Origin of the sequence: Citrobacter sp. C1, assembly GCF_014596895.2 — a bacterium.
In the GTDB taxonomy this organism is placed as follows: domain Bacteria; phylum Pseudomonadota; class Gammaproteobacteria; order Enterobacterales; family Enterobacteriaceae; genus Citrobacter; species Citrobacter gillenii.
The window spans coordinates 1-24,389 of record NZ_CP115037.1; the positions used below are offsets into that span (position 1 = coordinate 1).

General features: G+C 50.6%; 31 protein-coding genes. 5 read left to right on the top strand and 26 right to left on the bottom strand.

The features are described from left to right. On the top strand, positions 1-1,056 hold the full coding sequence (gene repA / locus IB214_RS24770; protein ID WP_058652536.1) for a replication protein RepA: 1,056 nt from the start codon (positions 1-3) through the stop codon (positions 1,054-1,056). Positions 1,057-1,665: 609 nt separating this feature from the next. On the opposite strand, the gene IB214_RS24775 is transcribed toward repA, so the two are convergent. The 13 genes from IB214_RS24775 to IB214_RS24835 all read right to left on the bottom strand — a co-directional run bounded on the left by IB214_RS24775 (position 1,666) and on the right by IB214_RS24835 (position 8,758). Then, entirely contained in the window at positions 1,666-1,878 is a 213-nt protein-coding gene (locus tag IB214_RS24775) for a hypothetical protein (RefSeq protein ID WP_080201279.1), read from the bottom strand. Next, complete coding sequence (locus tag IB214_RS24780; protein WP_016051670.1) at positions 1,878-2,213, bottom strand: hypothetical protein; 336 nt, start codon at positions 2,211-2,213, stop codon at positions 1,878-1,880. Before IB214_RS24780 ends, IB214_RS24775 begins: the two co-directional genes overlap by 1 nt. Next, positions 2,210-2,389 carry a hypothetical protein gene (locus IB214_RS24785; RefSeq protein ID WP_004110036.1) on the bottom strand — a complete coding sequence of 60 codons (180 nt, stop codon included), beginning with the start codon at positions 2,387-2,389 and terminating at the stop codon, positions 2,210-2,212. Before IB214_RS24785 ends, IB214_RS24780 begins: the two co-directional genes overlap by 4 nt. Positions 2,390-2,429: 40 nt before the next feature. Beyond that, a complete protein-coding gene (locus IB214_RS24790) occupies positions 2,430-2,705 on the bottom strand; it encodes a hypothetical protein (RefSeq protein ID WP_149384923.1) in 276 nt (91 codons plus the stop codon). 68 nt (positions 2,706-2,773) lie between these two features. Continuing rightward, positions 2,774-3,184 (bottom strand): hypothetical protein, encoded by a 411-nt coding sequence (locus IB214_RS24795; RefSeq protein WP_149384924.1) that lies wholly within the window; start codon positions 3,182-3,184, stop codon positions 2,774-2,776. After that, on the bottom strand, positions 3,168-3,539 hold the full coding sequence (locus IB214_RS24800) for a DUF2591 domain-containing protein (RefSeq protein ID WP_004110046.1): 372 nt from the start codon (positions 3,537-3,539) through the stop codon (positions 3,168-3,170). The genes IB214_RS24795 and IB214_RS24800 overlap by 17 nt, the downstream gene beginning before the upstream one ends. A 162-nt stretch (positions 3,540-3,701) precedes the next feature. After that, on the bottom strand, positions 3,702-4,532 hold the full coding sequence (locus IB214_RS24805; RefSeq protein WP_004110049.1) for an SPFH domain-containing protein: 831 nt from the start codon (positions 4,530-4,532) through the stop codon (positions 3,702-3,704). A gap of 3 nt (positions 4,533-4,535) precedes the next feature. Continuing rightward, positions 4,536-4,736: a hypothetical protein gene (locus tag IB214_RS24810; RefSeq protein ID WP_016051664.1), complete on the bottom strand. Its 201-nt coding sequence runs from the start codon at positions 4,734-4,736 to the stop codon at positions 4,536-4,538. A 91-nt stretch (positions 4,737-4,827) separates the two neighbouring features. Next, entirely contained in the window at positions 4,828-5,904 is a 1,077-nt protein-coding gene (locus tag IB214_RS24815) for a hypothetical protein (RefSeq protein ID WP_223240317.1), read from the bottom strand. 2 nt (positions 5,905-5,906) lie between these two features. Continuing rightward, a complete protein-coding gene (locus IB214_RS24820; RefSeq protein ID WP_000920226.1) occupies positions 5,907-6,173 on the bottom strand; it encodes a hypothetical protein in 267 nt (88 codons plus the stop codon). Beyond that, positions 6,173-7,117 carry a 5'-3' exonuclease H3TH domain-containing protein gene (locus IB214_RS24825; protein ID WP_022649902.1) on the bottom strand — a complete coding sequence of 315 codons (945 nt, stop codon included), beginning with the start codon at positions 7,115-7,117 and terminating at the stop codon, positions 6,173-6,175. Before IB214_RS24825 ends, IB214_RS24820 begins: the two co-directional genes overlap by 1 nt. Positions 7,118-7,178: 61 nt before the next feature. Next, positions 7,179-8,207 (bottom strand): regulator, encoded by a 1,029-nt coding sequence (locus IB214_RS24830; protein WP_071684166.1) that lies wholly within the window; start codon positions 8,205-8,207, stop codon positions 7,179-7,181. Positions 8,208-8,326: 119 nt separating this feature from the next. Beyond that, positions 8,327-8,758, bottom strand: coding sequence for a hypothetical protein (locus IB214_RS24835; protein WP_000102109.1), 432 nt, complete (start codon positions 8,756-8,758; stop codon positions 8,327-8,329). A 257-nt stretch (positions 8,759-9,015) separates the two neighbouring features. On the opposite strand from IB214_RS24835, the gene IB214_RS24840 reads away from it, so the two are divergent. The 3 genes from IB214_RS24840 (at position 9,016) to IB214_RS24850 (ending at position 10,589) form a co-directional block, all read left to right on the top strand. Next, entirely contained in the window at positions 9,016-9,240 is a 225-nt protein-coding gene (locus tag IB214_RS24840; RefSeq protein WP_071785734.1) for a hypothetical protein, read from the top strand. Positions 9,241-9,321: 81 nt separating this feature from the next. Continuing rightward, positions 9,322-9,879, top strand: a complete 558-nt coding sequence (locus IB214_RS24845; RefSeq protein WP_149384926.1) for a DNA-binding protein — start codon at positions 9,322-9,324, stop codon at positions 9,877-9,879. Between the two features lie 65 nt (positions 9,880-9,944). Next, complete coding sequence (locus tag IB214_RS24850; protein ID WP_149384927.1) at positions 9,945-10,589, top strand: hypothetical protein; 645 nt, start codon at positions 9,945-9,947, stop codon at positions 10,587-10,589. A 38-nt stretch (positions 10,590-10,627) separates the two neighbouring features. On the opposite strand, the gene IB214_RS24855 is transcribed toward IB214_RS24850, so the two are convergent. The 5 genes from IB214_RS24855 to IB214_RS24875 all read right to left on the bottom strand — a co-directional run bounded on the left by IB214_RS24855 (position 10,628) and on the right by IB214_RS24875 (position 18,799). Then, positions 10,628-11,071, bottom strand: a complete 444-nt coding sequence (locus tag IB214_RS24855) for a hypothetical protein (RefSeq protein ID WP_149384928.1) — start codon at positions 11,069-11,071, stop codon at positions 10,628-10,630. Next, positions 11,068-14,586, bottom strand: a complete 3,519-nt coding sequence (dnaE, locus tag IB214_RS24860) for a DNA polymerase III subunit alpha (RefSeq protein ID WP_046340570.1) — start codon at positions 14,584-14,586, stop codon at positions 11,068-11,070. The genes IB214_RS24855 and dnaE overlap by 4 nt, the downstream gene beginning before the upstream one ends. Before the next feature lie 180 nt (positions 14,587-14,766). Beyond that, positions 14,767-16,002: an AAA family ATPase gene (locus IB214_RS24865; protein ID WP_060453979.1), complete on the bottom strand. Its 1,236-nt coding sequence runs from the start codon at positions 16,000-16,002 to the stop codon at positions 14,767-14,769. Between the two features lie 96 nt (positions 16,003-16,098). Next, positions 16,099-18,477, bottom strand: a complete 2,379-nt coding sequence (locus tag IB214_RS24870) for a porphyrin biosynthesis protein (protein ID WP_188249380.1) — start codon at positions 18,475-18,477, stop codon at positions 16,099-16,101. 109 nt (positions 18,478-18,586) lie between these two features. Continuing rightward, positions 18,587-18,799 (bottom strand): hypothetical protein, encoded by a 213-nt coding sequence (locus tag IB214_RS24875; protein ID WP_004110118.1) that lies wholly within the window; start codon positions 18,797-18,799, stop codon positions 18,587-18,589. Positions 18,800-19,062: 263 nt separating this feature from the next. Between IB214_RS24875 and IB214_RS24880 the strand changes: the two genes are divergently transcribed. Further along, positions 19,063-19,449, top strand: a complete 387-nt coding sequence (locus IB214_RS24880; RefSeq protein ID WP_004110129.1) for a transcriptional regulator — start codon at positions 19,063-19,065, stop codon at positions 19,447-19,449. Here IB214_RS24880 and IB214_RS24885 read toward each other — a convergent pair. The 8 genes from IB214_RS24885 to IB214_RS24920 all read right to left on the bottom strand — a co-directional run bounded on the left by IB214_RS24885 (position 19,441) and on the right by IB214_RS24920 (position 24,239). After that, positions 19,441-20,547, bottom strand: coding sequence for a site-specific integrase (locus tag IB214_RS24885; RefSeq protein WP_185670160.1), 1,107 nt, complete (start codon positions 20,545-20,547; stop codon positions 19,441-19,443). The genes IB214_RS24880 and IB214_RS24885 overlap by 9 nt on opposite strands. A gap of 174 nt (positions 20,548-20,721) precedes the next feature. Further along, the gene (locus tag IB214_RS24890; protein WP_048228574.1) at positions 20,722-21,132 is read right to left on the bottom strand and encodes a type II toxin-antitoxin system YafO family toxin; all 411 of its coding nucleotides are present in this window, start codon (positions 21,130-21,132) and stop codon (positions 20,722-20,724) included. 9 nt (positions 21,133-21,141) lie between these two features. Next, entirely contained in the window at positions 21,142-21,750 is a 609-nt protein-coding gene (locus tag IB214_RS24895) for a hypothetical protein (protein ID WP_181039559.1), read from the bottom strand. A 96-nt stretch (positions 21,751-21,846) separates the two neighbouring features. Continuing rightward, positions 21,847-22,092 (bottom strand): GrxA family glutaredoxin, encoded by a 246-nt coding sequence (locus IB214_RS24900; protein WP_006812570.1) that lies wholly within the window; start codon positions 22,090-22,092, stop codon positions 21,847-21,849. After that, the gene (locus IB214_RS24905) at positions 22,092-22,457 is read right to left on the bottom strand and encodes a Gp49 family protein (RefSeq protein ID WP_188249381.1); all 366 of its coding nucleotides are present in this window, start codon (positions 22,455-22,457) and stop codon (positions 22,092-22,094) included. The genes IB214_RS24900 and IB214_RS24905 overlap by 1 nt, the downstream gene beginning before the upstream one ends. Before the next feature lie 15 nt (positions 22,458-22,472). After that, complete coding sequence (locus tag IB214_RS24910; RefSeq protein WP_048231983.1) at positions 22,473-22,676, bottom strand: hypothetical protein; 204 nt, start codon at positions 22,674-22,676, stop codon at positions 22,473-22,475. A gap of 10 nt (positions 22,677-22,686) precedes the next feature. Beyond that, positions 22,687-23,460, bottom strand: coding sequence for a phosphate starvation-inducible protein PhoH (gene phoH, locus IB214_RS24915; protein ID WP_136342877.1), 774 nt, complete (start codon positions 23,458-23,460; stop codon positions 22,687-22,689). A gap of 122 nt (positions 23,461-23,582) precedes the next feature. Then, a complete protein-coding gene (locus tag IB214_RS24920) occupies positions 23,583-24,239 on the bottom strand; it encodes a hypothetical protein (RefSeq protein WP_223240318.1) in 657 nt (218 codons plus the stop codon). Between the last annotated feature and the right edge of the window lie 150 nt (positions 24,240-24,389).

Genomic DNA, 24,389 nt, shown 5'->3' on the forward strand with positions numbered 1-24,389 from the left:
ATGAGCGAAAACGGCAATAAAAACATAGCGATCGTTGAAGCATTCTCAGAAACAGACAAAAAGACCGGCGAAGTTGTTACGTTAGTTCCTAACACCAACAACACAGTTCAGCCTGTTGCTCTGATGCGTCTTGGTCTCTTCGTTCCGACGCTGAAATCGACCGCCAGGGGCAGAAAGGGGCAAATGGTCTCTATGGACGCCTCTGCTGAACTCAAACAGCTGTCTCTGGCCAAAGCCGAAGGGTACGAGGACATAAGGATCTCCGGCGTTCGTCTGGATATGGATAACGACTTCAAAACGTGGGTAGGCATCATCCACGCGTTCGCCAAGCACAAGGTTGTTGGCGACACTGTCACGTTACCGTTCGTCGAGTTCGTCAGGCTCTGTGGCATACCAACGGCCAGATCGTCCGCGAAGTTACGTAAGCGCCTGGACAGTTCTCTGACTCGTATTGCCACAAACACTATCTCATTTCGCAGTAAAGGCTCTGATGAGTATTACGTGACACACCTTGTGCAGACAGCAAAGTACAGCACAAAGAACGACACGGTCTCGCTGCAGGCTGATCCTAAGATTTTCGAACTCTATCAGTTCGACAAAAAGGTTCTTCTGCAACTCCGGGCAATCAACGAACTCTCCAGAAAAGAATCCGCGCAGGCGCTCTACACCTTCATCGAAAGTTTGCCACCTGACCCGGCACCAATCTCGTTGGCTCGCTTACGCGCCAGACTTAACTTAACCAGCCGCACCATTACCCAGAATGCGACAGTCAGGAAGGCGATGGAGCAGCTGCGGGAGATCGGCTATCTCGATTACACCGAAGTGAAGCGCGGCAGCTCGGTCTACTTCATCATCCACTATAGGCGGCCGAAGTTACGCCCGGCATTGCCACCAGTTAAAGCTGCGCCGGAAGAACCAGAAGATATCTTGCCTGGTGATGATTCGGAGGACATTATCGATGTTGTTCCTGAAGAAAAAGACGGTGAGATGGTCATGTTGAGCAAGGAAGAACTGGCGATTCTTGAAGAGCTGCGCAAGGCTAAAACTCGTAAATAGCCCAACCACTGTAGAGAGTAGAAAGGCTCACTATCCACTGTAGTGAGCCTTTTGTTTATCTGGAATCCGCTATCCACTGTCGTGAGTAACAGCAACCGAAGAGTAACCACTGTAGGCAGTGGCACGCAAACAACGAAATAAATGTTAGTGGTTACAAACCTAGATGAATCAAGGGCTGCGAGGTTAGTGGTCACTGGGTATCTTGTTAAATCCACTCTCTATAGTGGTTATCGTTGTTCCCTTCGTTATTGGCTATCCACTGTGGAGAGCAGAATCGGTTGGCTGGGTTTACTAACCACTGTAGTGAGTAGATATCCGCTCAAAACAGTGAAGGTTTACTCTCCATAGTGGATACCCGCTGGAGAGCGCATTCCATCACTCGCTATAGTGGTTGTTTGCTGCGAATGAACGCCTGTTTACTCCCTACAGTGGATAGCGACGTCGATAATCGCCACTTTACTCACTACAGTGGATACCGGATATCACGGCAGTCGTTTTACTCACTACAGTGGTTGGATTGCATACCTGAAGGGTGTTCTACTCACTACAGTGGTTATGGGTCGGATACGCACGCGGTGAGCTGGCTACTCACCGCAGTGGTTAGTGTTATCAGTGGATTTTCTTCAGCAGACCCCAGAGTGTCCCGGCCTTCGTCGTGAGCTTACCTGTTTCCGGATCGTACATGCGCCATTCGCGATGCTGGTGGACAATGACACCGTCCTCACGTTCCAGACGTTCCAGCACGCCGGGTTGCTTAAACCCTTTGGCACGCCAGTAGCCGCTTGTTTTTTCGATTTCCAGACCTGCCAGTGTAACCGCCATCAACCAACCTCCTTGCAGTCATCGAAAAGGTAGCTGGCGTTCTTCGCGTGAACGCCGTAGACATCACCTGATTTGTTGTAAACGAACTTATCTTCACCCACGCCAGACAGTTTGCCGTTACGTTTGGTGAGATAGGGGGAAGACAGGACGCGATCATCGCGCACAACATAAAACTGTTCGCCGCTGTCCACAACCATCGCGCCGTAGCTGGCTTTGACAACATTGCGGATCACGTCGTTTTTCACTTCGGCCACTGACATCTCACACTCATAGACGTGCGTGTCCGCGTAGACAGGGAGGGAGAGCAGCGCCAGAGCCAGGGCTATTTTCTTCATGCCACGACTCCTTTGATAACGCCGAATGCTGAGTCGAATACCAGCACTACGGCCAGCGCATTAACCATCGCGCCATTAACAGGCGCCAGCGCTTTACGGATTGCTCCGGTGAAGATGCAATCGAGCACAAAAGCTATCGAGACAATAAGTAATAAAGTGTCTAATACAGTTTTCATGATAGGTAGATACTAACTTATATATTTTTTGCTGTAAATGTCACTCAAAAGTGCTGATGCCTAAGATACGCTCAAGATGAGCCGCGTCTTCATCGTTTACCGGCATTGTGTCGTCAACGTACCAGCAACTACCGTTGTGCCAACAAACACCGTCATCATCGACATGCACTGAATCTGCATCCATGCCTGTGTACTCAACGAGATTGCGCTCAATTGCCGCTTGAATTTCTTCATCGCTTAGACCGTCGCACTTGACCATGAACAACGGGTAAACGTCATAGTCGGTGCTGGCTGAAATGCGAACCAAAATCTTCATGTGTTTTCTCCTTATTGGTAAGTGCTTATTTATATTAATGTGCGCCATGCGGCGCACAATCATTGTGTTCAGGCTGGAGGAAAGAACTTCTCCAGCGTGCGGTCGACAGCCTTATCAATGTGCATCAGATGCCAGACGACCATATCTTTGTTTCCCAGGCTGCGGGTGTAGATCACGTCGAACTTACGCCAGGCGGCGTGAAACCAGTGCGGTGTATCATCAACCGGCAGATTCTCTCCAGCTTCCTTGAAGTACTTGAGCAGCATGGCCTGTTCAGCGGTTGGCGTCGGGCCAATCTCTTCCGCGTACATTCTGATGAAACGCTGCCAGTCGGCTTCATCTTCTGAAGGTTCCGGTGCGTTCATCTCCGCAATCGCCTCACGCAGCTGCGTCGCCCATTCTGGCTCCGGGAAGCCCTGGGCAATTTCGGTATCCACTACATCCAGCGCAGCGTTGGCCGCGTCATACAGTTTCTTCACGCTTTTTCTCCTGCATTAAAAGGAACACGGTCATTGCCGCTCTGAAAGGGTTAGGGTTCTGGATCAGATGCTGTGGCGTTGAGCTATCCACCTTTCTGTGGGCCGCTCTCCACTCGCCAGGCTGTCTGGCAGGGATTACGCCGATTCTGTGTCGGTAAATAATGTCCCACGCATCTTCCGGATCGTTACACCAGTCGAAGGTTCCGGCTCCGTTCGGGCCGATGGCGACCACTGCTGTGTAATCGCCTTCCTGTGAGCCTTTCCAGCCATATTGTGAGATAAGCGGTCGATGGCCGGTGGCTTCCGCGACCAGGCAGTTAATCTCAAAGTCCGTCATCTCGCTGTAATTTTTCATTCCCGATCTCCTTCTCATCCGTTGCCGAACAACTATGTGGCGTTGTCACTTTGTACTTTTACGGATGGTAATTCCGTATTAGTAACCAATTTGTTTTCTTGTTGGTGATAATACGGAAATAAAAAAGGCGTCCAAGTGGACGCCGTATCTTTGAAAAGGCTGTTACTTCAACGCGATAAACGGAGTATTGGCCCCTTCAGTCATGTACTGAGGCAACTGACCATTCCATTTGTTGATGGCTTCCAGCTCCATGACGTTCGGGTTCTGACGCAACGCTTCACCGCGCAACTTAATGGCATCAGCTTCTGCTTGAGCACGTTTGCGGATAGCGTCGGCTTCACCTTCGGCTTGTTCACGCAGCATGTTCGCTTCTGCCTTACGCTGCTCAACTTCCTGCTGGCGCTGGAGCGTTTTCTGGTTCGCGGTCACTTTGGCATTGATAGATTCGATGACCGTGTCCGGGTAGTCTGGTTTGCCCACCCATGACAGGCTAATAACCTCAATACCTACTGGTGACATTTCTGCCTGAATGTCTTTCAGCGCATTGTCGAGCAGAGACGCCTTGCCGCCGTCGATGAACGTGTCGGTAGTCATGCGGCTGGCCAGACGGTTCAGTGAGTCCGCAATCTTCTGGCGCAGATCAGTGTCGGTAATGTCATCAACACCTTTGCGATAGGTCTGGAATACGGTAGTTACTTTGTCGCGATTAACCAGATATGCCACACCAATTTTGTGGCCGATGGCTGTACCGTCGCTCATCTGGAATGTGAACGGCTCATCGTAGGTTTTCATCTGTTTGAAAGTGGGGAAGGTGTACAGCTCGGTATTCAGACCAGTCCACTGACGGCCAACACCGACAACTTCACCGATACCTTTGTCTTCACCCAATTTGTTTACCTTAATGCCAACGTATCCCGGTTCCACGCGATCGCAGCCGGTCAGACCCATTGTGCAAATAGCAGCCAAAGCCACCGCCAGTAAACCTTTCTTCATTACTTACTTCTCCTTAGTTTTATTGAGTGAGTTGATATACCTGCGGCCAGCTTTTAACAAGGCAACCGGGAAGATTAAAGCGATGGCAAGTCCGATAAAGAAGGCCAGATCGCTTTTAGCTGATATAAGCGATGGAACCAGTAAACCGTAAATAAAGCAGACTGATACCACTGCTGAAACAGCCATGAGATAACCCTTAATCATGTGTTTCCTTTTGTCGTTTTGGTGTAGAAATGATAAGTAAGTACTTATATATTTTCAAGTATAAAAAAGGCGTCCAATGGACGCCTTGTGATTACGCTTCTTCTGTCTCTGCTGGTGACGACTCTTTCGTTCGCCGTTCGTCTATCGCCTGGAGTGCTGCGATGATTTCCGGGAGTGGCTTCTCGCGGTACATCTCGACGATCTGCGATTTGGTGTATTTCTTATCGCCAATTTCCACACGCCCGCTGGCGTTCTTGGGCAGGTATCCTTCCTCCAGCATGTACTCAACCAGAGATTCGATGACGTCCAGCCCGCGAGTCGGGTCGAAGTAGAATTTCCATGAGCATTTGCCAAACGGAGGTGCGACTTTGTTTTTAATGCACTCGGCGCCAACGTCCTGTCCGATCTTCTCTTTACCATCCTTCATGACGGATGCACCCAGACGGATGCGCACCGACGCGTAGAACTTCGGAGAGTCGCCACCCGGAGACGTAGTCGGATCGCCAAACATCACGCCAATTTTGGTACGCACCTGGTTCAAGAAGATGATGCACGCGTTGTACTTACGCGCCCAAAGCGCCAGAGTAGGGAAGTTCGCACTCGTCGCGCGAGCCAGCGCCGTGTTGTCGTTCATGTTCAGCTGATCTTTGTCCTTCGCAGTGCCTTCTGCCATCTTGTCGAACTTCTCAGCCTTCGAGTTCGGAACCATCGACGCCAGAGAGTCGGCAACGATGCAGATAGGGGCTGTTTCCGGGATAAGCTCTTCGTCGCGAACCAGCTTGAGGATTGTGCCGATCAGCTCAACGGAGTCTTCGAAGGTATCCGGCTGTTTGTAGACCCACTGACCATCGTCTTCGTCGGCGTTCAGACCGTTCGCCACCGCAAGACCAACGTCGAAGCTGTTTTCGTGGTCGAGGAACACGGCCAGACCATCCTGCTTTTGTGCTGACACCATCGCAGCCGTTGCCAAAAAGGTTTTACCGGCGCTTGGCGGCCCGAAGACTTCAACGATACGCCCACACGGAAAACCACCGTCGTAACGTCCGGAAATGGCTTTGTTCAGTGGAGGGAAACCGGAGTCAATCCAGTGGGAGACCTTCTGGATCTCGTCATTGCTGCCGATTTTCTTTTTCAGCGCCAGTGCCAGTGCGGATTTGCCTTTTGCCATGATTAGGCTCCTTTTGATTCGTTGATTCGCTTCGAAGCAGCGGCTTCGTCAAACTTGATTGCGTCGTGGTTCAGGTGTTTGGCGACGCGAGCGATGATCTTCACGACCTGCTCGCTGACCAGCGCGAACTCACGCTCAGTAGCAGAAATGCCAGCAGCGCCCAGAATGTTCGGCAGCGCCACCACAGCGTGCTCGCCGTGGCAGAAGACAATCTCTTTAGCCAGCATGGTTGGCGTAGTTGCCCCGCCATTAATGATGGATTTCAGCATCAGCAGTACCTCTCAAACGGCAGAACAAACACTTCCAGATCTTCCAGAAACGACCGGAAGTTCAGCTCGTAACACATCTGTTCGAAGGCATTCATGTCGCGTGCGCCTTTAATCGACTCGATTTCGCTGGGTGGGAATTTTGTGTCGATAAGGTTCATCAGCATCATGTTGCGCTTAAAGGCTTCGAGCATCCGGCAGCCCGTCTTCTCGTTGAAGGCGTTCTTTGCCAGCTTGTTGAATGCCGTCTTATAGCGACCTTTGTTGATGACAATGGAGCCGTCGTTAATGCCGCGTACCATTGCGGCCACGCTTCCCCATTCATGAAGTAACTCTTTCGCGCCACCGTCACCAATGCCACCGACGCCTTTGATGTTGTCCGAGTTATCGCCCTGCAACGCTTTCGCTTCCAGAAACGCGCGTGGCGTTGGCAGACCGGTCAGCTCTGCGAACTGTTCGAAGTTCACCTGCTTGTGCTTGGCATCTTCACGCAGGCTTACCCAGCTCACATTCTCGCGAACCAGCTGGAGCCAGTCGCCATCGCCAGTCAGCAGGTAGATGTGATCGACGGTCGGCTGCGGAGCCAGGCGAGAGACCAGCATTCCAGCCAGGTCGTCCGCTTCTGCGTCCTTTGCAATGAGTTGGTTAACGCCCAGCGCGGTCATCATTTTCAAGATGTACGGCTTCTGGATGGCAAAGCCTTCTTTCATCTTCTTCATATCCGGGTCGTCATCGCGATTCGCTTTGTACTCCGGGTAGAAGTCGCGACGTTTGTCGCTGAATCCATCCCACAAGATCATTGGGCGGGCATGGAGAATTGAGGCGTAACGACGAACGTTCTTCACGAAGCCAAAAGCCGCCTGAACTTCCATCTCGCCGTTGTGTAATTTGTCGGATTGCTGGTGGTAATAGCCAAGGCTGTTACCGTCCACAAAGAGATAATTCACCGGTACACTCCTTCCAAAAAAGTAAGGCGTCCGTAGACGCCTTACTGGTCACGTTATGGGATTACAGAGCGTCCAGTTCAGCCAGCAGGTCGTCGAGACCTTCGTCAGCTGGTGCAGATGCAGTGGCAGCAGATGCTGAAGCACTTGCAGCTGCGGCGGCTTCCGGAGCTTTAACTTCTTCCGGTTTAGTTTCCGGCTTGAACTCAGCTTCAGCGGCACGCAGGATCTCTTCATCAACCAGGCTGGTGGACTCTGGAGCCGGAGTGTGTGCTGTAGCGACAGCAGCTGCACCTTCCGTATGACCAGTGATAGAGCCAAAGCCTGGCAGTTCAGCAGCAGCTGATTTTGCAGCGGAAGAAATGGCCGGAGAGGACATTGTTGCTGCCGGAGCCGCGATACCAATCAGACGACCCATAGTGCGAGCCGTAGACAGCAGACGGGTTTCGTCAGCCTGGTTCGCGTATGCGATCAGATCGTGTTGGGTAGTCCAGAGCTTCTCAGGAATGTCGCCTTTGTAGACTTTACGTTTCGGGGATACGTCGTACTTGGTGTCACGACCGGAACCGGTACGCTTAATCAGGAACGCATAGCCTTCTTCTTTGCTCAGTGGGTTGCCGATATCATCCGCAATATCTTCGGACATCACTTTGCAGATATCGTCGAAGACCGTAGACGGCAGCTCAATCAGCTGGCATTTCTCTGCGTCCGCAAAGTCTTCACGCGCAGACAGAACACCGTTGACCAGATAACGAGGTGTAGCACGCATACTGTTAATGCGCTCTTCCATCGCTTTGTTGCCCTTAAAGCGAGCACGACCTTCCATAACCATCTCACACAGCTGGCAAGCGTGGCCGTGGGTGTGTTGTTCGCAGATGTAGGCGGTGGTTACATCTTTGCCTTCCTCATTCTGATGCTTAACGTAGTGCATACCGAAAGTCTGGAAGAACACGCCATTCGGGTCGTCCTTGTTCGGAAAAATGCGCAGATAGTTATTGCCGTCTTTCAGACGGGTCAAATCAACGTTATTGCCACGTTTAGAAGCAATATCGCCACGGGTCTTGTTAAGCAGATCAAGTAATGACTTAGACATGTATTTCTCCTTGTTGTGATTGTGGCCATTGGCGCTATGCGCGTTGGGCGTTCGTTTATTCGTGGCTCTTTCGAGCGAGAAGGATGATAGATCAGTGCTTACTTATGATCTAGCATAAATTAACGGGGAGAGTGGAAACGTTCGGCGCCCAAACGTTCAATCTCCACGATAGCCATTTTGGACGCCTGGACAATCATGTCGCGGCGGTGGGAGAAGGCGGCTACAGCGTGCTTGTACAGATCTGCAATGTGCCGGGCATCGTCGAGTTTCTGGCGCTTTGCGAGGTATTGCGGGTTGGTTCTTACCTTCGCCTCCAGTACGGATTCATTGAACTTAATACCGTTCATACTCAGGTTCTTACGCTCATTGTCGTAGATTTTCGCCTCAATCGCATCGAGGGAGAGTTTTGCATCTGCGACTTCGCGTTCTGCCCGCGCCAGCTTAGAGCCGTACTCCATCAACAGGCGCGGTTGCTGACGCCAGACTTCCTCCAGATTGTCGCGGTCGAACTCCAGATCGGACATGATTTTTTCGTAGATATCGGTGCTCATGGTGTTAATTACCTGCTTATTTATGTATATCAATTTTATCATGGAGGAATCAGGCGGAGGAGATTATGACATGATGAAATGGAGGTTATGAGATAGGTAAGCCAGTGAAAAATCAGGTGGTTCTGGTACTCTATGCCCCGTTAAAAGCTGGCCGTAGACAGCGTACGACAATGTGGTGGAGACACGGACGGATGGAATTCACTCGCCGTTGACAGTTGTCAACATCGAACATATAATATGCCGGAGATAAATTGTATCTGAAGAAACATACTAATAAGCACATTCAAGCGGCCATTGAATATGCTGTAACTCAAGGCTGGGTTTGGGTTCCACCAGGCGATTCTGCACACTGTTTTTGCAAATTGCGCTGCGGCAGTCCAGAAGGTGAACACCGAGATCACCAGATGAGCGTATGGTCGACACCGAGAAGTGCTGAAAACCATGCCAAGCAAATCATTCGTATGGTTGATCGCTGCGATTGATTTTGCCCGGTAAGGAGTTGCTACAACAACTCCTTACCGAATCAACAAGAGAATACTCTGAATACTAAACGAAGAGGTACTATGGCGCTTTATAACTTCACTCTGACACTCTCAGGCGTAACGTATGAGACCGAAGGACTGGAAGACGCGCTGTACGGAAGCGGCTGTGACGATGCGCTGATTTGCGCATATGGAAACTCCGTATATGTTGAGTTCGACCGCGAAGCTGAATCGCTCGATGCAGCAATTGAATCAGCGGTCGACAATATCGAATCAGCCGGAATCGGCGCTATTGTTGAATCTGTCGACTCTGCTCTTGTAGGCTTGAGCGACATTGCGGAAATTACTGAAATGTCCCGACAGGCGATTGCAATGCTGAAAGATGGCACTCGCGGTAGCGGTGACTTCCCTTGCCCTGTCCAACGCATTAAAGGTCAGTCTCCACTCTGGGATTGGGCTGATGTGGCCGAATGGTTACTAAAGAACGGTAGATTGAAAGATAATAGCGACCTGGTAATTAACGCTCGTGTGCTGAGTAAATGGAACCTTGCCTTACGTGCGAGCGCTTCAAAAGATTTTCAAGAAGTTGAGTCAATAGCGGCAGCACTAATCGAACGTCGACGTAAAACTATTTCATAGTCCTTACGCGTTTGGTCTTACTGCCCCTCCATTTAATATTAATAACGATGTGCAATTGAGGAATTATGGCCCAAGACTCCAAACGTGGTAGTGCATTGGTTGAGGTTATAAAATCTGATGATGTAACCGATCTGTTCAAGGATTACGGTGAGCTAGTTATTGACTCTGCCCTTGAATCGGGAACGCTTGAGTCGATTCCTTTACTCAATACTCTCGTAGGAATTTTCAAGACAGCCAGCTCAGTGCATGATCGTCGGTTCACGGAAAAGTTAATTCGTTTCATCTCTGGCTTCGCCGATCTAGACGATGCTACACGAATAAATATGGCCAATCGGTTGAACGAAAATGACAAATTTGCGGGTAAGGCTGGCGACAGACTGATTGAAATCATTGACCGCATGGAGAGTGAAAATAAGCCAGAAATTGCAGCAGCATTCTTGAAAGCGTTTGCGTTTGAATACATTGATTTTATTACATTACGTCGCTTAATGGTTGCGCTTGAGCGTATCCCTTCCTTTGAGATTGATGAGTTAGATACTTTTTCCAAATACGATGAAAACAACCATCATCAAATATCAGATGAAGCGCTTTTACTCTCATTTGTTAATGCTGGGTTGGGGAAAAACAATGGCGGGTTTGACGGCGGTATTATTTTGCCGACAGATTTGTGCACAGCATTCGTTCGGTTCAAAGGCTTCAAACCGGAATAATTTAGATCATATAACCCGCCGTTCGGCGGGCTTCTCTATTATGCGACTTTCTTACCAAAAATTCTCGATAGCGTGACTCTGGTCTGGCGCTTCAGTCTGTACTGTCTCACATCGCCAATCTTGTTCACTTCCATAAACTCTTTGGCCACCTTCAGTACCAACCGATTGCGGAACAATTTGAACGCCTCCAGATGTTCCTCTGGGTTATCCGATTCGTAGATCTCCAGCAGATACTGGCACGCCTTCGGATCTTGCGTTTTGAGCGCCAGCGCTCTGGCACATTTACGCAAACGACTGACTTTATCGGCACCATCCAGCCCGGCGAACGCCAGCGCCAGATCTAACGTGACCGGGCAGTCGATGATTTCCCAGAACTGCGACCGCATGGTGGCCGCAACTGCTTTATCCTGAAAATCCGCTGGGATAGCCGCCAGCGCTTGTGCAATCTTCTGTGCCTCGTTCATGGTGTTCTCTTTATTCATTTGCTAATAGTCTCCGCTACCTCTGCCAGAATTGCTTCCAGCTTTTCGCCTTCCTCTGGGCGAAAGTACAAAATGTTCGGGTTAAATCCGTAGAAAACGGTCACATCCAGCTCTGGCAGATACTCTTTGCGTCCAACCAGGTCGGATGGTTTGCTCTTGTTGTTGAAGAGTGACGTCGCCCGGCTGCCACACGTCAGCACATAGGTCGGACGCACCAGATTGATCTCTTCACGCATAAAGTCGGTGAACTGGCCGATCTCGTCTTTGGTGTAGTCCTTCTCTTTGTCCTTCACCTTTTTGCACACGCCTGTGACGTAGAGATCGCCCATGCGCAGATCGCCTGCAGTAAGCAACTTCGCCTTAAAGTCGTCGTAGCCGTTCTCCATGAAGTAGCCGGTACGCCCATCATTGCCGTTCGCGTTGTCCAGAATGACCATGATTTTCGGCTTAATGCCAATGCTTGGGCGGATCAGGTCGTCTCCCAGACCCATTTCGGCCGCCATGCGAGTCATCAGTACATTCACCTCGGCAGAGCGCTTAGGGTTCATCTCGAACGGTCGAGAGGCTTTTACAGCGTCGATCACCAGATTGCCCATCAACTCTGCCTGGTCGCGCAGTCGTTCCGGATCTGTCGCTGGCAGACTGCCAGGCTCAATCGATGCGAACGCACCTACTTTTTGCAGTGATTCGCGTACCCGGCTGTTACATGCACGCTTCTCGACCGCTTCCTCAAATTGCTCAAGTGACTCGAATTTGCCGCCAACTTTCTCTCGCGCTCTCATGATGGCCTGGCAACCATTCTCAGAGCAGCCTTTCACAGCAGAGAATGGCGCATACAGAACCTGGCTGCCGTCTTCCAGCGTGCGGATCTCAATTCGGTTAGATGACACGTTAACGTCTGGTGGCAATACGCGAATGCCATAGGTCAGCGCATCCTTAACCAGCCCCTGGTGCTTATCCTCGCCCAGAATGGTGAGCGCAGCAGCGAAGAACTCAGCAGGGTAATGTGTCTTTAACCACATAGACTGATAGCTGATTAAAGAATAAGCAACACTGTGTGATTTGTTGAATTGGTACGCACCGTTCTTCTCGAAGGCATCCCAGATCTCCTTCGCTTTCGTCTCAGACAATCCCGGTTGTGACCCTGTAACGCGTACAGCAGCCATAGGTAATTTCACACCAGCCTCCAGCGCTTCTTCAACCGTCCGCAGTGCGCCGTCCTCACATTTGAAGTGTTCCGCGCGGTGAATACGCTGCGTGGTGCCGTCTTCCATCTCAACGTCGATCCAACCAGCTTGAGCCTGAACGACGAACTTTTCGCCCATGCTCTTCATCTTTTCCATATCCTTTTTACCGATCGCTTTACGCACACCATCAGCTTCGGCCATCGTGAAGCCAGCCAGCAATCGTGTCGCGTTCATCGTCTGTTCCTGATACAGAATCACGCCGTTGGTTTCCGCGGTAAGTTCGTCCAGTACCGGGTGCAGCGACTGTGGGGCCATGAAGCCTTTGGCCACGGAGACATAGTCGTCCAACATGCCGGATTGGATCGGGCCAGGTCGGAAGAGCGCGGTCGTGGCGACAACGGTTTTGAAGCTCATTGGCTCAATGCCACCGCCCAGATCTTTAAGCAGCTTGCGCATGGGGCCGGACTCCAGCTGGAATACGCCCTGCGTGTACCCTGCAGCGAACCCATCCAGAACCTTGCGATCGTCCAGTGGGATAGCATCGAGATTGATGTCTTCACCGGTGCTCTCTTTGATGTAGCGTTTCGCGCTATCCAGCAGATCGAGCGTTGCCAGACCGAGAACGTCCAGCTTAATCAGCCCCATTGCCTCGCAGTAACGTTTATCGAATGCAATACAGCGAGCGTTGCCACGCAGCTCGACGGGCGTGCGCTCTACCAGTGGAACGCCAGCGACGATCATCCCCGCTGCATGACGGCCAAAACCACGCATCAGGCTTTGCAGTTTACACGCCGCTTTGAACGCTTCCGGGTTTTTCGTGGCGTATTTGTCCAGGCTGGCCAGTTGCTCGCGCAGCTCTTCCAGCGACAGGCTATCGTCCTCCAGATTCTTGAACTCTTTGGATACCGCCATATCCGCAGCGTCGACACCGTAAATACGCGCAGTGTCACGCAGCGCAGAAGCGGCGCCCAGATAGGTGAAGTTCGGAATACCGGCAACGTAATCTTCGCCATAGCGTTCATTCAGATACTCGATCACCTCATGACGACGTGCCTGGCTGAAGTCCAGATCCGCATCCGGTAAGTCGAGACGTTCAGGGTTGATGAAACGCTCAAACAGAAGACCGTGACGGATAGGATCGACGTTGGTTATGCCTATGCACCACGCCACCAGAGAACCGGCAGAGGAACCACGACCTGGCCCGACAGGAATGCCAGTTTCACGGCTGTGATTCATCAGGTCGCGCACCATCAGGAAGTAGCCACAGAAGCCCAGACGGGTCAGCGTGTCCATTTCGTACTTCAGGCGATCAACATACACACGGTGCTCAGAAGCCGGTGGTGTGTAGCCAAACTCTTTGGTAGTAAGACGCTTGCGCAGCCCCGCGACAGCCAGCTTCATCAGCGTTGCAGGCTCGTCGTCTGCCATCTTGGGCAGTGCTGGTGGCAATTCATGCCAGCGCCATGTGCAGGCTTCAATAATGGTGTCCTGCGTTGTTGAGGCCATTGCAGCTGTTACCGGCACATCCATTCGAACGGAGAAGGCTTTCAGCGCTTCAAGAAGATGGCGGCGACCATTAACGGCGTTATCTCGCTGGTGGGGAATACGCAGACGATGCGGCTGGTCGATTTTGATGTTGTTCGTAACCATGTGCGCAATGTCTTTAATGTCAGCGTCGTCGACCGCTTCGTAATAAGCGGGATAGAACGCCACTGGCTCTATTTTCAGTGCGCTCGCCACTTTCATCGCCCGGACGTTAATCTGGTCGTAGAATGGGGTAGGGTGCGGATAAACCACGCTGTAGAAGTTATCGCGTCCTCCAGCTGTCACCAGCGTCCCGATAATCTTTGCGAAGTCCCGGCGCTGGAATACACTGCCAATGTCGGACGTCAGCAGGATGATGTTGCCTTTGGCATATGCGGCCGCCAGCTGGTCAAGTGCCAGACGCGGGACAAAGTAGAATTGCTCGCGCTTGTTGGCTAAGGTCATCAGTTCGCACACGTCGCGATAACCTTGCTCATTCTTTATCAGTGCCGTGAAGCAGTAGCTGCGATCACGCACCAATGATTCCATACATCCTCCTGACTCTTTCGCCAGGCGGGCGCGGTGCTCGTATGTCGGATCGTCGACCACATTCAGCTTAACACCACAAATAACCGCCATGTCGTCGCCAGCGGCACGCTGCAGGGGGATCACACTGGCAATGTTCATGCTGTCAGCGGAAATGACAGCGGTGTAGCCAGCGTCTCTCGCGATTTTCACCGCGTTTTCTGCTTTTAGAGCCGACTCTCCCAGGGAGAAGTCAGTTCTGACCATCAGAGCCTTCATGTGTTTTTACCTTTCTGGTTTTCTTGATTTTGTCATTGGGGAAGCCAACGAACTTCCCATACATCGAAATCGCAACCTCTTTGGCTGACTGGTGGCACTCGGACCTATCCGGACACGCCAGACAAGCCCGGCCAGTTTCAGACGCTGCGATAAGAGAGCCGAAACATCCTTTACGCACGATTAACCGAAGATCTTCTGAACCACTTCACGCGCTGCCTGTGCAGACGTGGATGGAAGTTTATTGATAAACGACTTTTCGATGCCGGCAGAGAAATCACCGCGCATCATTCCGATTTTTGCGGACAGCAGCAGCTCGCGAGGGCCGATTGGCTGGCTGATCAGATGCTGTTCATAACCTTCACGGACAAGGTTCGCGAACTTCACCATCTTCTCGGCGTATTCGCGGATGACGCCAGCCTCAGCCAGCATGTTGACTTCAGCCTTAGTGCTCATGTACTTCACGTTCGAAACAATGCCGAAGCGCGAGAAGTTCGCCGCGTTTTGGATGTTCGTACCTTGATAGAGACCCGTTTCGTCGCCAGAGCCGTTAGTGTTGCCAGTGCCAATGAAGGCAAAGCGTTTATGCGGAGTGATACGGCGCCAGTCCGGAGTTGCCTCTTTGATGATCAGCGGCTCTCCTTCAAGAACTGGCTGGTACACACCCAGAATCTGCGGGAACGCGAAGTCATATTCATCAGCGAGGTACACCCAGCCATTTTTCATCGCCAGCGCCAGCAAACCAGGCTCGAAGTAGGTGGAGCCATCGCGAGCGAGGATCTGACCTGTAACGTGTGCTTCTTCCATAGATGCCGTATGCTGGGCGCGGATCAGTGGTCGATTCAGCAGGGCGCATAGCTGCGTAGGAAGAGAAGATTTACCGGTTCCTGCATGACCCCAGAGATAGCCTGGGATTCCGATTTCCAGCATCATGAAGATGTCTTTAATTAGGTCGAAGTCGCCATACACATAGTTCTTCTTCGCTTCCGGTACGAACTCCGGATATGGCGTGTTGACGTTGACTGTCACCTGTAGTGGTTTTCCGCGTGGCGTTCCCAGCTCTTTGATCGTTACGCCAAGCAGCTCGTGCGCGGCCACCAGTTCAGTCTTGTATTCGACCGTTCCTACGTAGCCCGGATGTGCGCTAATCTCCGCTACTTTTCCTTCGCCTGAATGCTTTTCGGCACGCTTCTCATTGAGTTTGGCCAGTGCCGTGCGAGAGATCGTTGGTTCATCCGGAAACGCAGAGGTGTACATTTTCACCACTTCGTCCACGTCCAGACCCTTCGCGGACTCAGGAATGTTTTCGCAACGGCCCATAGAGATATGGGATTTCAGGTAATGAAAGGATTTGCCACACCACTTGCAGACGATGGCTTCCGGCAAATGTTCTTCTTGCTGTAGTGCAGTAGCGGTCATGTGTTTTTCCTTACTGTTTGTCGTTCGTGGGGTATATCTTATATAAATATATTAGGCTGTATAGTAAGTGATTACTTATTTTTACAGGTAAAGCCATTACCCAAGAATGATACGAGATAGCTCAGTGACAACTGACGGCCCTAACTCTTCTACGCTGTTTACCAATGCGTAATTTTTGTAGTAACGCCGTGGTGCGTCGGTCAAAACGCCGATAGCCATCAAATCGATGTCACTCAACGTCTCAATTTCTTTGGTGACGGTTCGCAAATGCTGATGGAACCCATCGCCTGCAGCACATGGCGCCCCGTCGCTCATAACCAGCATGATCTTCTTGTCCTCCATTCGCCCCGCAAACAGAGTCGCCAGCTGCGCGACGCTCTCACCATCGACGTTATTGAGCAGGGGGAACGTCTCACACACGCAGCCCATGCGGGCGCGGATCTCTGGAGAGTTAGCTTTCTCATTCCAGTTTTTGATAATGGGCAGCATGAGCGCCTCGAAACGTGTAAATCCGCGCTTCGACATGGTTTCATAATCAGGGCTACCAAACGTGGTAAAGCCGGTGATAATGTTAGGCACATTGATACGATCTAGGGCATCTGCAATGGTGTAGGCGCTGGCGAGTGCCAGTTGAATCTTCCTGCCACCCATTGAGCCGGACAAGTCGATCACCTGCTGGACGCACGCGTTCACCGCTCTGTGGTCTTCTTTCTTGCGGAACACTCGGTCGTCGTTCATTGCCAGACGATACAGGTTCGCGCCATGTATCCGCCCACGTCTCTGGCCTGGGATAAACTGAACTCGGTTGCGGCTGGCGATAGCTCGCTCCAGGTCTTTGGCCAGAGTCGAAGAAACGCCTGCTGACAGATGTTTTTCGATTTTCAGTTCAAAGAGTTTTCTGCCTTCCGGAACCATGCGGTAGCGATCGACAGGTGAGTGCATTGGGATTGCGCCAAATGTCTTTCTTGTGCGCTTAACATGCTCTTCAGCCTCATCAATCAGCCCGATAAAGTCGTATGAACGATCGTATGGGCGATACTCAGAAAGCGAGGTGCTCATAAGCTCCTTACTGATGGTGGCCGACAGTGCGTCTTCGGTCATTTCACCGGTTCCGTCTTCCATCTCGTCGAGCGCCTTGAGTGCGTCCTCCAGAGTCATTTCATCCGGAGCAGGAACAAAGCCTGACTCACTGTCTTCAGGCGCTTCCGCAGCATCCTCATTTTCTTTACCTTCGCCGTCTGTTTGATCGGCGGCATCATCTTCCTCTTCGCCTTCTCCTTCCGACTCCCCGTGACCGGCATCGGAGTCTTCGCCGTCATCACTATCACTATCCCCATCCCCATCGCCAGCGGCGCCAGAGCCATAACCATCGGAGTCATCGGCGTCTTCGCGAATGCCATCACCAGGCGTTGGAGAGCCAGTGTCATCACTACCACCTTCGTCATCAGAATCACTTGATTCCATGCCGGCATCATCGGATTCTGGGGTGTCTCCTGATTCCTCTTCGCCTGCTTCTGTATATTTACTTTCTGTATCACTAATTTCTTTATCTTCTGTAGGTAAGTCCTTATCTACTGATTCAGGCAAATCAGAATCCCCAGACTCTTCCTCTTCTGAGGCATCATCTTCTTGCTCTTCCTTGTCGTCGTCTTCGCCTTTGGTACGCTTTGGTGCTGATTCACTATGAGTCGGTTCGTCACCGGCTTCTGGGGTTTCCTCTGACTCATCCTCACTCTTCGACGGCTTCCTAGCAGACGATTTAAGCTCTGGTAATTTGCCCTCTGGCTTGTCTTTCATATCCTGCATGATTTGGGCGATAGCAGCTGCTACCTTCACGCAGTCTTCTGTGTTCGACATATTGCGAACGGCCACGTCGATACCATGCTCTTTGAGCAAGGCCACAGGCTTCTCGATGAGGTACCAGTGTTCTTCCATAAAGTCGATGAAAGGGCTTTGGCCATCCCAGGCGCGAACGACCGGGCAAAGGAAGAATTTCAGGAACAATTCACGCTGGTTGCCGTGGCAGATTGAAACCGCCTCTGAAACTTTGCCCTTGAAGTATTTGTCGATCACCAGGTTCTGTGTGGCCAGCAAATTGCGACGAGTTCCGTTGAATACCTGTCCCATTCTGCGTTCAATAAAAACGTCTTCCAGCGCGTTCCAAAGCCCGGTAGACGGAGCCTTTCCTTTCTCGCGCATCTTCATTGCGACTTTCGGATCAGTAAAGAGGATATGGGCTACCTCATGGTCGAGAAAACCACGTACTGCGTTCATGAGGGTTGGTGACGCGTCGTCCGGTATAGATGGGATGTTTACCAGCACTGGTTCGCCGCGCCGGTTGTAGCGGACATATGCTTCATTACCTCGCTCTGCAACAGGTATCTGTTTGCCTGATAGCATCGCTACAACTCGTTTTACGCAGTCGCGAAAGTCCTGTACCTCTTTCAGCACAGATCTGGTCATGGCTTTGGACATGAGAATTTCCTTGTTATTAAAACAATTTGTTTTCTGATGTGCGTAATTTATCACTGTACGAACAGGCAACTAAGCTGTTCGCACAGGCATCTATAGGCAGGAATGTGTTTTAAATGGTTCTCACGGCAAGGGAGCCGCAACCGGTATTGATGAGAGTGAAATGTTTATTTTTTAGCTCAAAAGTGAAAACCGTCGTATCAACCATCTCCACGGGAAGCTCTTCAGATTCTAGTTCTGTCAGGATCGTCGCGACGCCATCCAGTCCAATCGCATATGCGTGTCCAACCTCAAGGGCGGTCAATTTAGAAGTTATATTTTTCATTTCATATCATCCAACTGAACACATTTGAAAGTTCGGCAATACTACTACCTATTGTATCAATATGGAATGCACCTATATCAGATGCGTCTTACTTTTTTCTGTAAGCGAATGGTGACAAATTGCTTAAAAACCATAGTATAATGGCGGTATGCCGGGGTTTTGTGCCTATCGAAATTAAATAGATAAGTCTTTACAACCCTGGCCTTTGCTGTAATATCAGTAAGCACTTACCAGAGATAAACAAAACACGCAAGGTTCACTACATGGCTACCAACGAAACAGAGATCAAACAAGGTCGCTACGCAGCTTACATTGACTCGTTAATCACAATCTCGCCTAAAAGTCAGGCTACCATTGCCAAAGAGGTTGGGTACAAGAACGCCAACAACCTCTCCCTCATCAAAAGCGGCAAAATCCCACTTCCAGTCGATAAGGTTCGAGCTTTAGCCGAAGCACTGGAGGCAGATCCGGTTCGACTGATGCTGATGGTTCTGGAAGAACGTCATCCTGAGCTGCTTGAGTTTTTTCGCGAAGAGGGCACTGCACCTCTCTCCGCTGATGAAAAACTCGTTCTAGAAGCGTTCCGTAACCGTTTTGACGGTCAACAGGGTGCGTCAGAAAAGGTGGTAGAGGCCATCAAGTCACTGTGAGAAATTTACACGAATAAGCTCCGTGGCTAGACGATCTCCCTTGAATTTGTGGTCTATCTCGTCTAAGTCTGTTTGATTAACGATAGATGCGATGTACGTTGAGAAGTTATTCAAGGCGTCTCGCATCTCATCCATATAATCGTGGCGATCATAGACGCGATCTATCCCTTCAAGACTGTGGTTCATAATCTTACGGGCCACCTCCTGATTAATCCCCAGAGCAGGGAAATAACTACGCGCTGTACGTCTCAGATCGCGTGGGGTGAATGACTCAACCTCCATCAACTCAGGTCGTTCCAGTATCCTTCTCAGTGCCTGGGCAATGGCCACCTTAGACATTGGCGTATCCACGCCCTTCTTCTTATTCGAAGGAACGAGCCACTGGCTGCCTTTCCCGTACTCAAACAACTCTTCTACGCATTGGCGCATCAATGGGCTTAATGGCAGCGCGTGCTGTCTGGCCGATTTGTTTCGCGTACCTTGATTCCATACATCACGTTGAAGGTTGAACTCATCCTTTCTGGCCCGGAGCACTTCATCGGGTCGTCTGGCAGCGACAAGACAGAGCCTGGCCGCCCACTTTGTGCCTTCGCACACATTGAAGTAATCCCAGACGTTCCAGAATACCCAGACCTCGGCGTCGGTCAGTTTACGTTCGCGCGGTACTGGCTTTGCACCACCGGCAACTCTATTGAGCGACATATCATGCAACGGGGATGTATCAATCAGCCCCTGAAAAGCGCACCAGCTCAGGAACTGTTTCATCAGGGAGAACACGCGTCTGCCCTGGACGATCTTACCTTCCAGTATCAGTGGGTTCACCAGCTGGTTGACCAAGACCCTACTTATATCACTTACCTTTACATCAGAGATATGCGGCATTACATGTATCAAAACACAATGAACGGCTATTTCAGGTCGACGCCTCGTTATCAGTAAAGATAAGCGAGTGAATAACATGAAGGCGGAAGAAAACGACATGTCTCCGTCGAATTTGGCGGTCGACACTGCCGACAAACCGGAAGCGCGTTCGAGGTACTCGATGGCTTCCCGAGAGGTATTTTCTGCTGCGCGTGCTTTATCAAAGGTGTTTTTCATCGTCCACTCACTGAGTGAAGCCCTTTTGCTGTATGTATAAACAGTATATTAGGCATAAGTTTTTGTATGATCAACCATAAAATAGCCTGTTTTATCCAATGATTCCATACTTAATAGGTATGGAATCATTTAAGGCTGGAAATTTAAATTCTGAGATTTTATTAGCGTGATTGGTCACGGATTAGTGAGAGCTTGAAATGCGGCGGCGTATGCAGCGATATCGGCCATGATTTTTGGATCTTTCGCATACTGATGTGCATTGCCCGGGAAGATTGCTAATAGACTATACACATCTTGGAAATGTGCATGTTGACTGTAAACGAGTGCGCGGTCGCTTGTGCAATTGAATCTGTTGCGGCTACTGGTTCGTTCTTGCTTCGTGAATAAGAGATGAACGTGATAAACGCGGGAGGACACAATAGCACCCGGAGCCGTATACGGGCCATCTTTCCCGAATACGGTTGGGTACATGCCTTGTTTAAGCGACGTGAAATCGTTGAGTAACGTGATCTTTAAATCAGGCTTTATATCGAAGGTCGGCTGTAAAAATTGGGCGTAACTGGCACTGTTCCATGTGACCTTCATCGATCAACCTCAATGGAATGAGAAGTTGGCGAAGACGTCCTCGTCGATGAGGCCAGTCTGCGATTCGATGATGTCTACGTCGGTAAAACACTGATTTAAAATCAATAGCAGATCAGAGATAGCCAAACGATACTCAGTTACAGAATCGCTCAGGCGTTTCAAGTAGGGATGAGGTTGCTCAGAGTCACGAATCAACTTGTTAACGAATCCCTCCAAACCACGAATGGTCAGGTCAACGTTCTTCAATTCTTCGTAACGGCTTTCACCGAAGCTGGTGCGAATCTTTTCCGCTTTCCATCCAGAGATGGCATGAGCCAGGCGAACGTGTTTCGCTGTCAATTCTGCGAGTTTGCTTTCGATCTCTGCCAGCTGTGCCGCATCGCTGTTCTCTTGAACAGGGATACCTGCGGTTCTCACATAGGCTTGTTCTTTGAATCCAGCAAATTTCGCAGAGTGCTTCACCGTGCCACGGAAGCGTCGATAGCCAAGCGGCTCAATAAAGGCACGCCCAGATTTAGCTTTAGGCTTTGCAGTTGAAAAGCGCGAGGCGTTAGAGGTCACAGTAGCAAGGGCATTGCTAATGACACTCATATCTTCCAGGCAATTTTCTAAACGCATAAAACCTCTTAACTACTCAATGGCTCGTAACTAAGTGTACGCTGTGTTGATGAAAGCGACAAATAATAAACGGCCCCCAAAAGGAGCCGTATTGTATTACAGAGTGCTCGCAAAAGCAGCAAATTCTGTATAGCCGCCGATAGGTTCACCATTAACGAACACCTGCGGTATGGTTTCCACCGGTTTGCCAACCAGGTCGCTCAACTTCTCTTTGTCGATGCCGGCAGACACAATATCGATGTATTCGTAATCGCCAAAGCCGTGGCCGTGCAGCTGCTTCGCCAGCTCGACCGCACGTTTGCAGTATGAGCAATTATCGCGTCCGTAGATAACGACCTTCATCACTTCACCCCGTGCAGCTTCTGCTTGAGAAGATAGCCTTCCAGGGGCCAGATTTTGGCAATTGCGTTCTGGCGTGCAATTTTACGCCCGATCTCCGGGTCAAAGTTCTCCGGGCTGGCGCACGCAGACTCGCCGGTTACGGTAAAGCCGTTCTCCAGCACAAGAACGCAGAATGTCAGCAGTTCGAGTGATTGCGGGGCCGGTTCAGGCTCTTCCTGCTTCAACCATAACGGGGAGCTGCGATATCCATCCGCGCCGGTAAAGTAAAACTCGCCTGAGATAACGGCTTCAATGCGTTCCGGGGTAACACGCGCGGCCGTTTTGCCTTTGGCCACAATCTCTTTTTCGATATCCATATCGGTCATTTTGGTTTCCTTACGTTAAAAACGAGCGATCCGAGCACGAAGAATCAGGTCATACGCCTTCATCGTGTCCAGTTGCTTAATTAGGATGATGCGGTCGACATACAGCAGGCGAGCAAACTCGTCGCCGGCAATGAACGCCTCCAGTTTTTTGATGCGGCCGCACAGTTCTTCGTGTTCATCCATGACACGTTTCTGGTGTGGCAGGTACTCTTTGGTCATTGGCTTTCCCTTACTGATAGGCTTCCAGTGCGACTTTGCATAGCTCAGAACGCACGCAGTCTTCGGTCGCAAACTCAATAAGGCCAACATGGGAAGAAGGTTTAAAACGCTCCAGTGCATCTTCAAGACCAGACTTAACATTGCCTGGCAGGTCGCATTGCGTCACATCTCCGTTCACAATGACGGTTACGTTCTCGCCCATACGGGTCAGGAACATTTTCATTTGTGACGCTGTAACGTTTTGCGCCTCATCGAGAATGACTACAGCGTTCTCGAACGTGCGCCCACGCATGTAAGCGAAGGGGGCAATCTCTACTTTGGCCACCTCTGGCTTTAAGCAATATTCAAGGAATGAGCCACCCAAACGCTTCTGTAGCACGTCATAGACGGGCCGGAAGAACGGAGCGAACTTCTCGCTCATGTCGCCCGGAAGGAAGCCCAGATCTTCTTCTGCTTGCAATACCGGACGCGTCACGATGATCTTCCCGACTTCCTTATCCAGCAGACGCTGCGCTGCGACGGCAGCAGCCAGGTAGGTTTTGCCGCAACCGGCTTCACCAGTGGCGAACGTCAGAGATTTAGTGTCGAGGGAGATAAGATAGTGGGCCTGGGCCTCGTTACGCGCTTCGATGGGAGAGTTGTCGCGTTTAGGTTTTGGTGGCAGAGCAGGGGCGACAGCCAGCTCGTCAACGATGATTGTGTCAATTTCGTAGCCGTGGATGCGTGGCTTTGACTTCAGTGCCTGACGAGCTGCGCGACGCGCCTGTTTACGTTTGTTTCCCATATTGAGTCCTTTCAAGTGAGTAACTGAAAGAACTATACCTACAAATAATAGGTAAGTCATTACTTATCATCTTGTTTTTGTAAGACCCCCATAATGAGAACTGAGGGTCATTGGTTGTGCAGTTACTCTAGTCTGGCGCGAACATCCAACAGTTTTCGTGCTGTTAGGCAGATATCTCGTGCAAGATCACGAGTGTCTTCTATGTACTGATAGTAGCGCTCTAACTCTCCCGGAGCCTCGCGGCGGACTTGGGGAATATCGATGTAGTTCAGACCGGCACTAAATTTTCTGAACAACCGAAAAAAGTTATCTACCTTTTGGTTCAGTTCTAATCTGATTTGCTCTAAAAATCGGTCATTAAATGAATAAAACGGGTTACTTACCGTGCTCTCAATCCAGTCAAGAGGGTATATAACAGCCTCTGGGATAACTGCTCTGAAAGGTTCATTTTCCAATGCCCACAGATAGTTAAAATTCAACATATCGGTGAATTGTTTAAGAATGCCTATGTCCCTATCACTGTACTGAGGTTGAGTGGGCTGCTGGGACATCCTTTGTAATTCGGCTTGCTTCGCCTCAGCAATCTCCTTCCATTGTTTTAACTGTCCAACCGAATAGGAATGGTGGTCATTGTCGATAAGCCCGGCATGGTATGCACACATCCAGATGCCATTTGAGATGCTTTTTCTCTCTTCAGATGTCATGTTTGGGTCGTATCGTGGCCCTCCAGCAGCTGCAGCGGTAATATGTGCCGCTTCGCCACTGTTTACGCTTCCCATCGGGTTTAAGCCGTCTGGGCCAATCGTGACCTGATTGCATGGTTGATATGAGCATCGGTGTCCGGCTCTATTCGCCAGAATTTTTTTTACTTGAGCACTAAAGTCGTCTCTGCTACTTCCCACATGAACCTCGCTGTGCAAATTATTTTA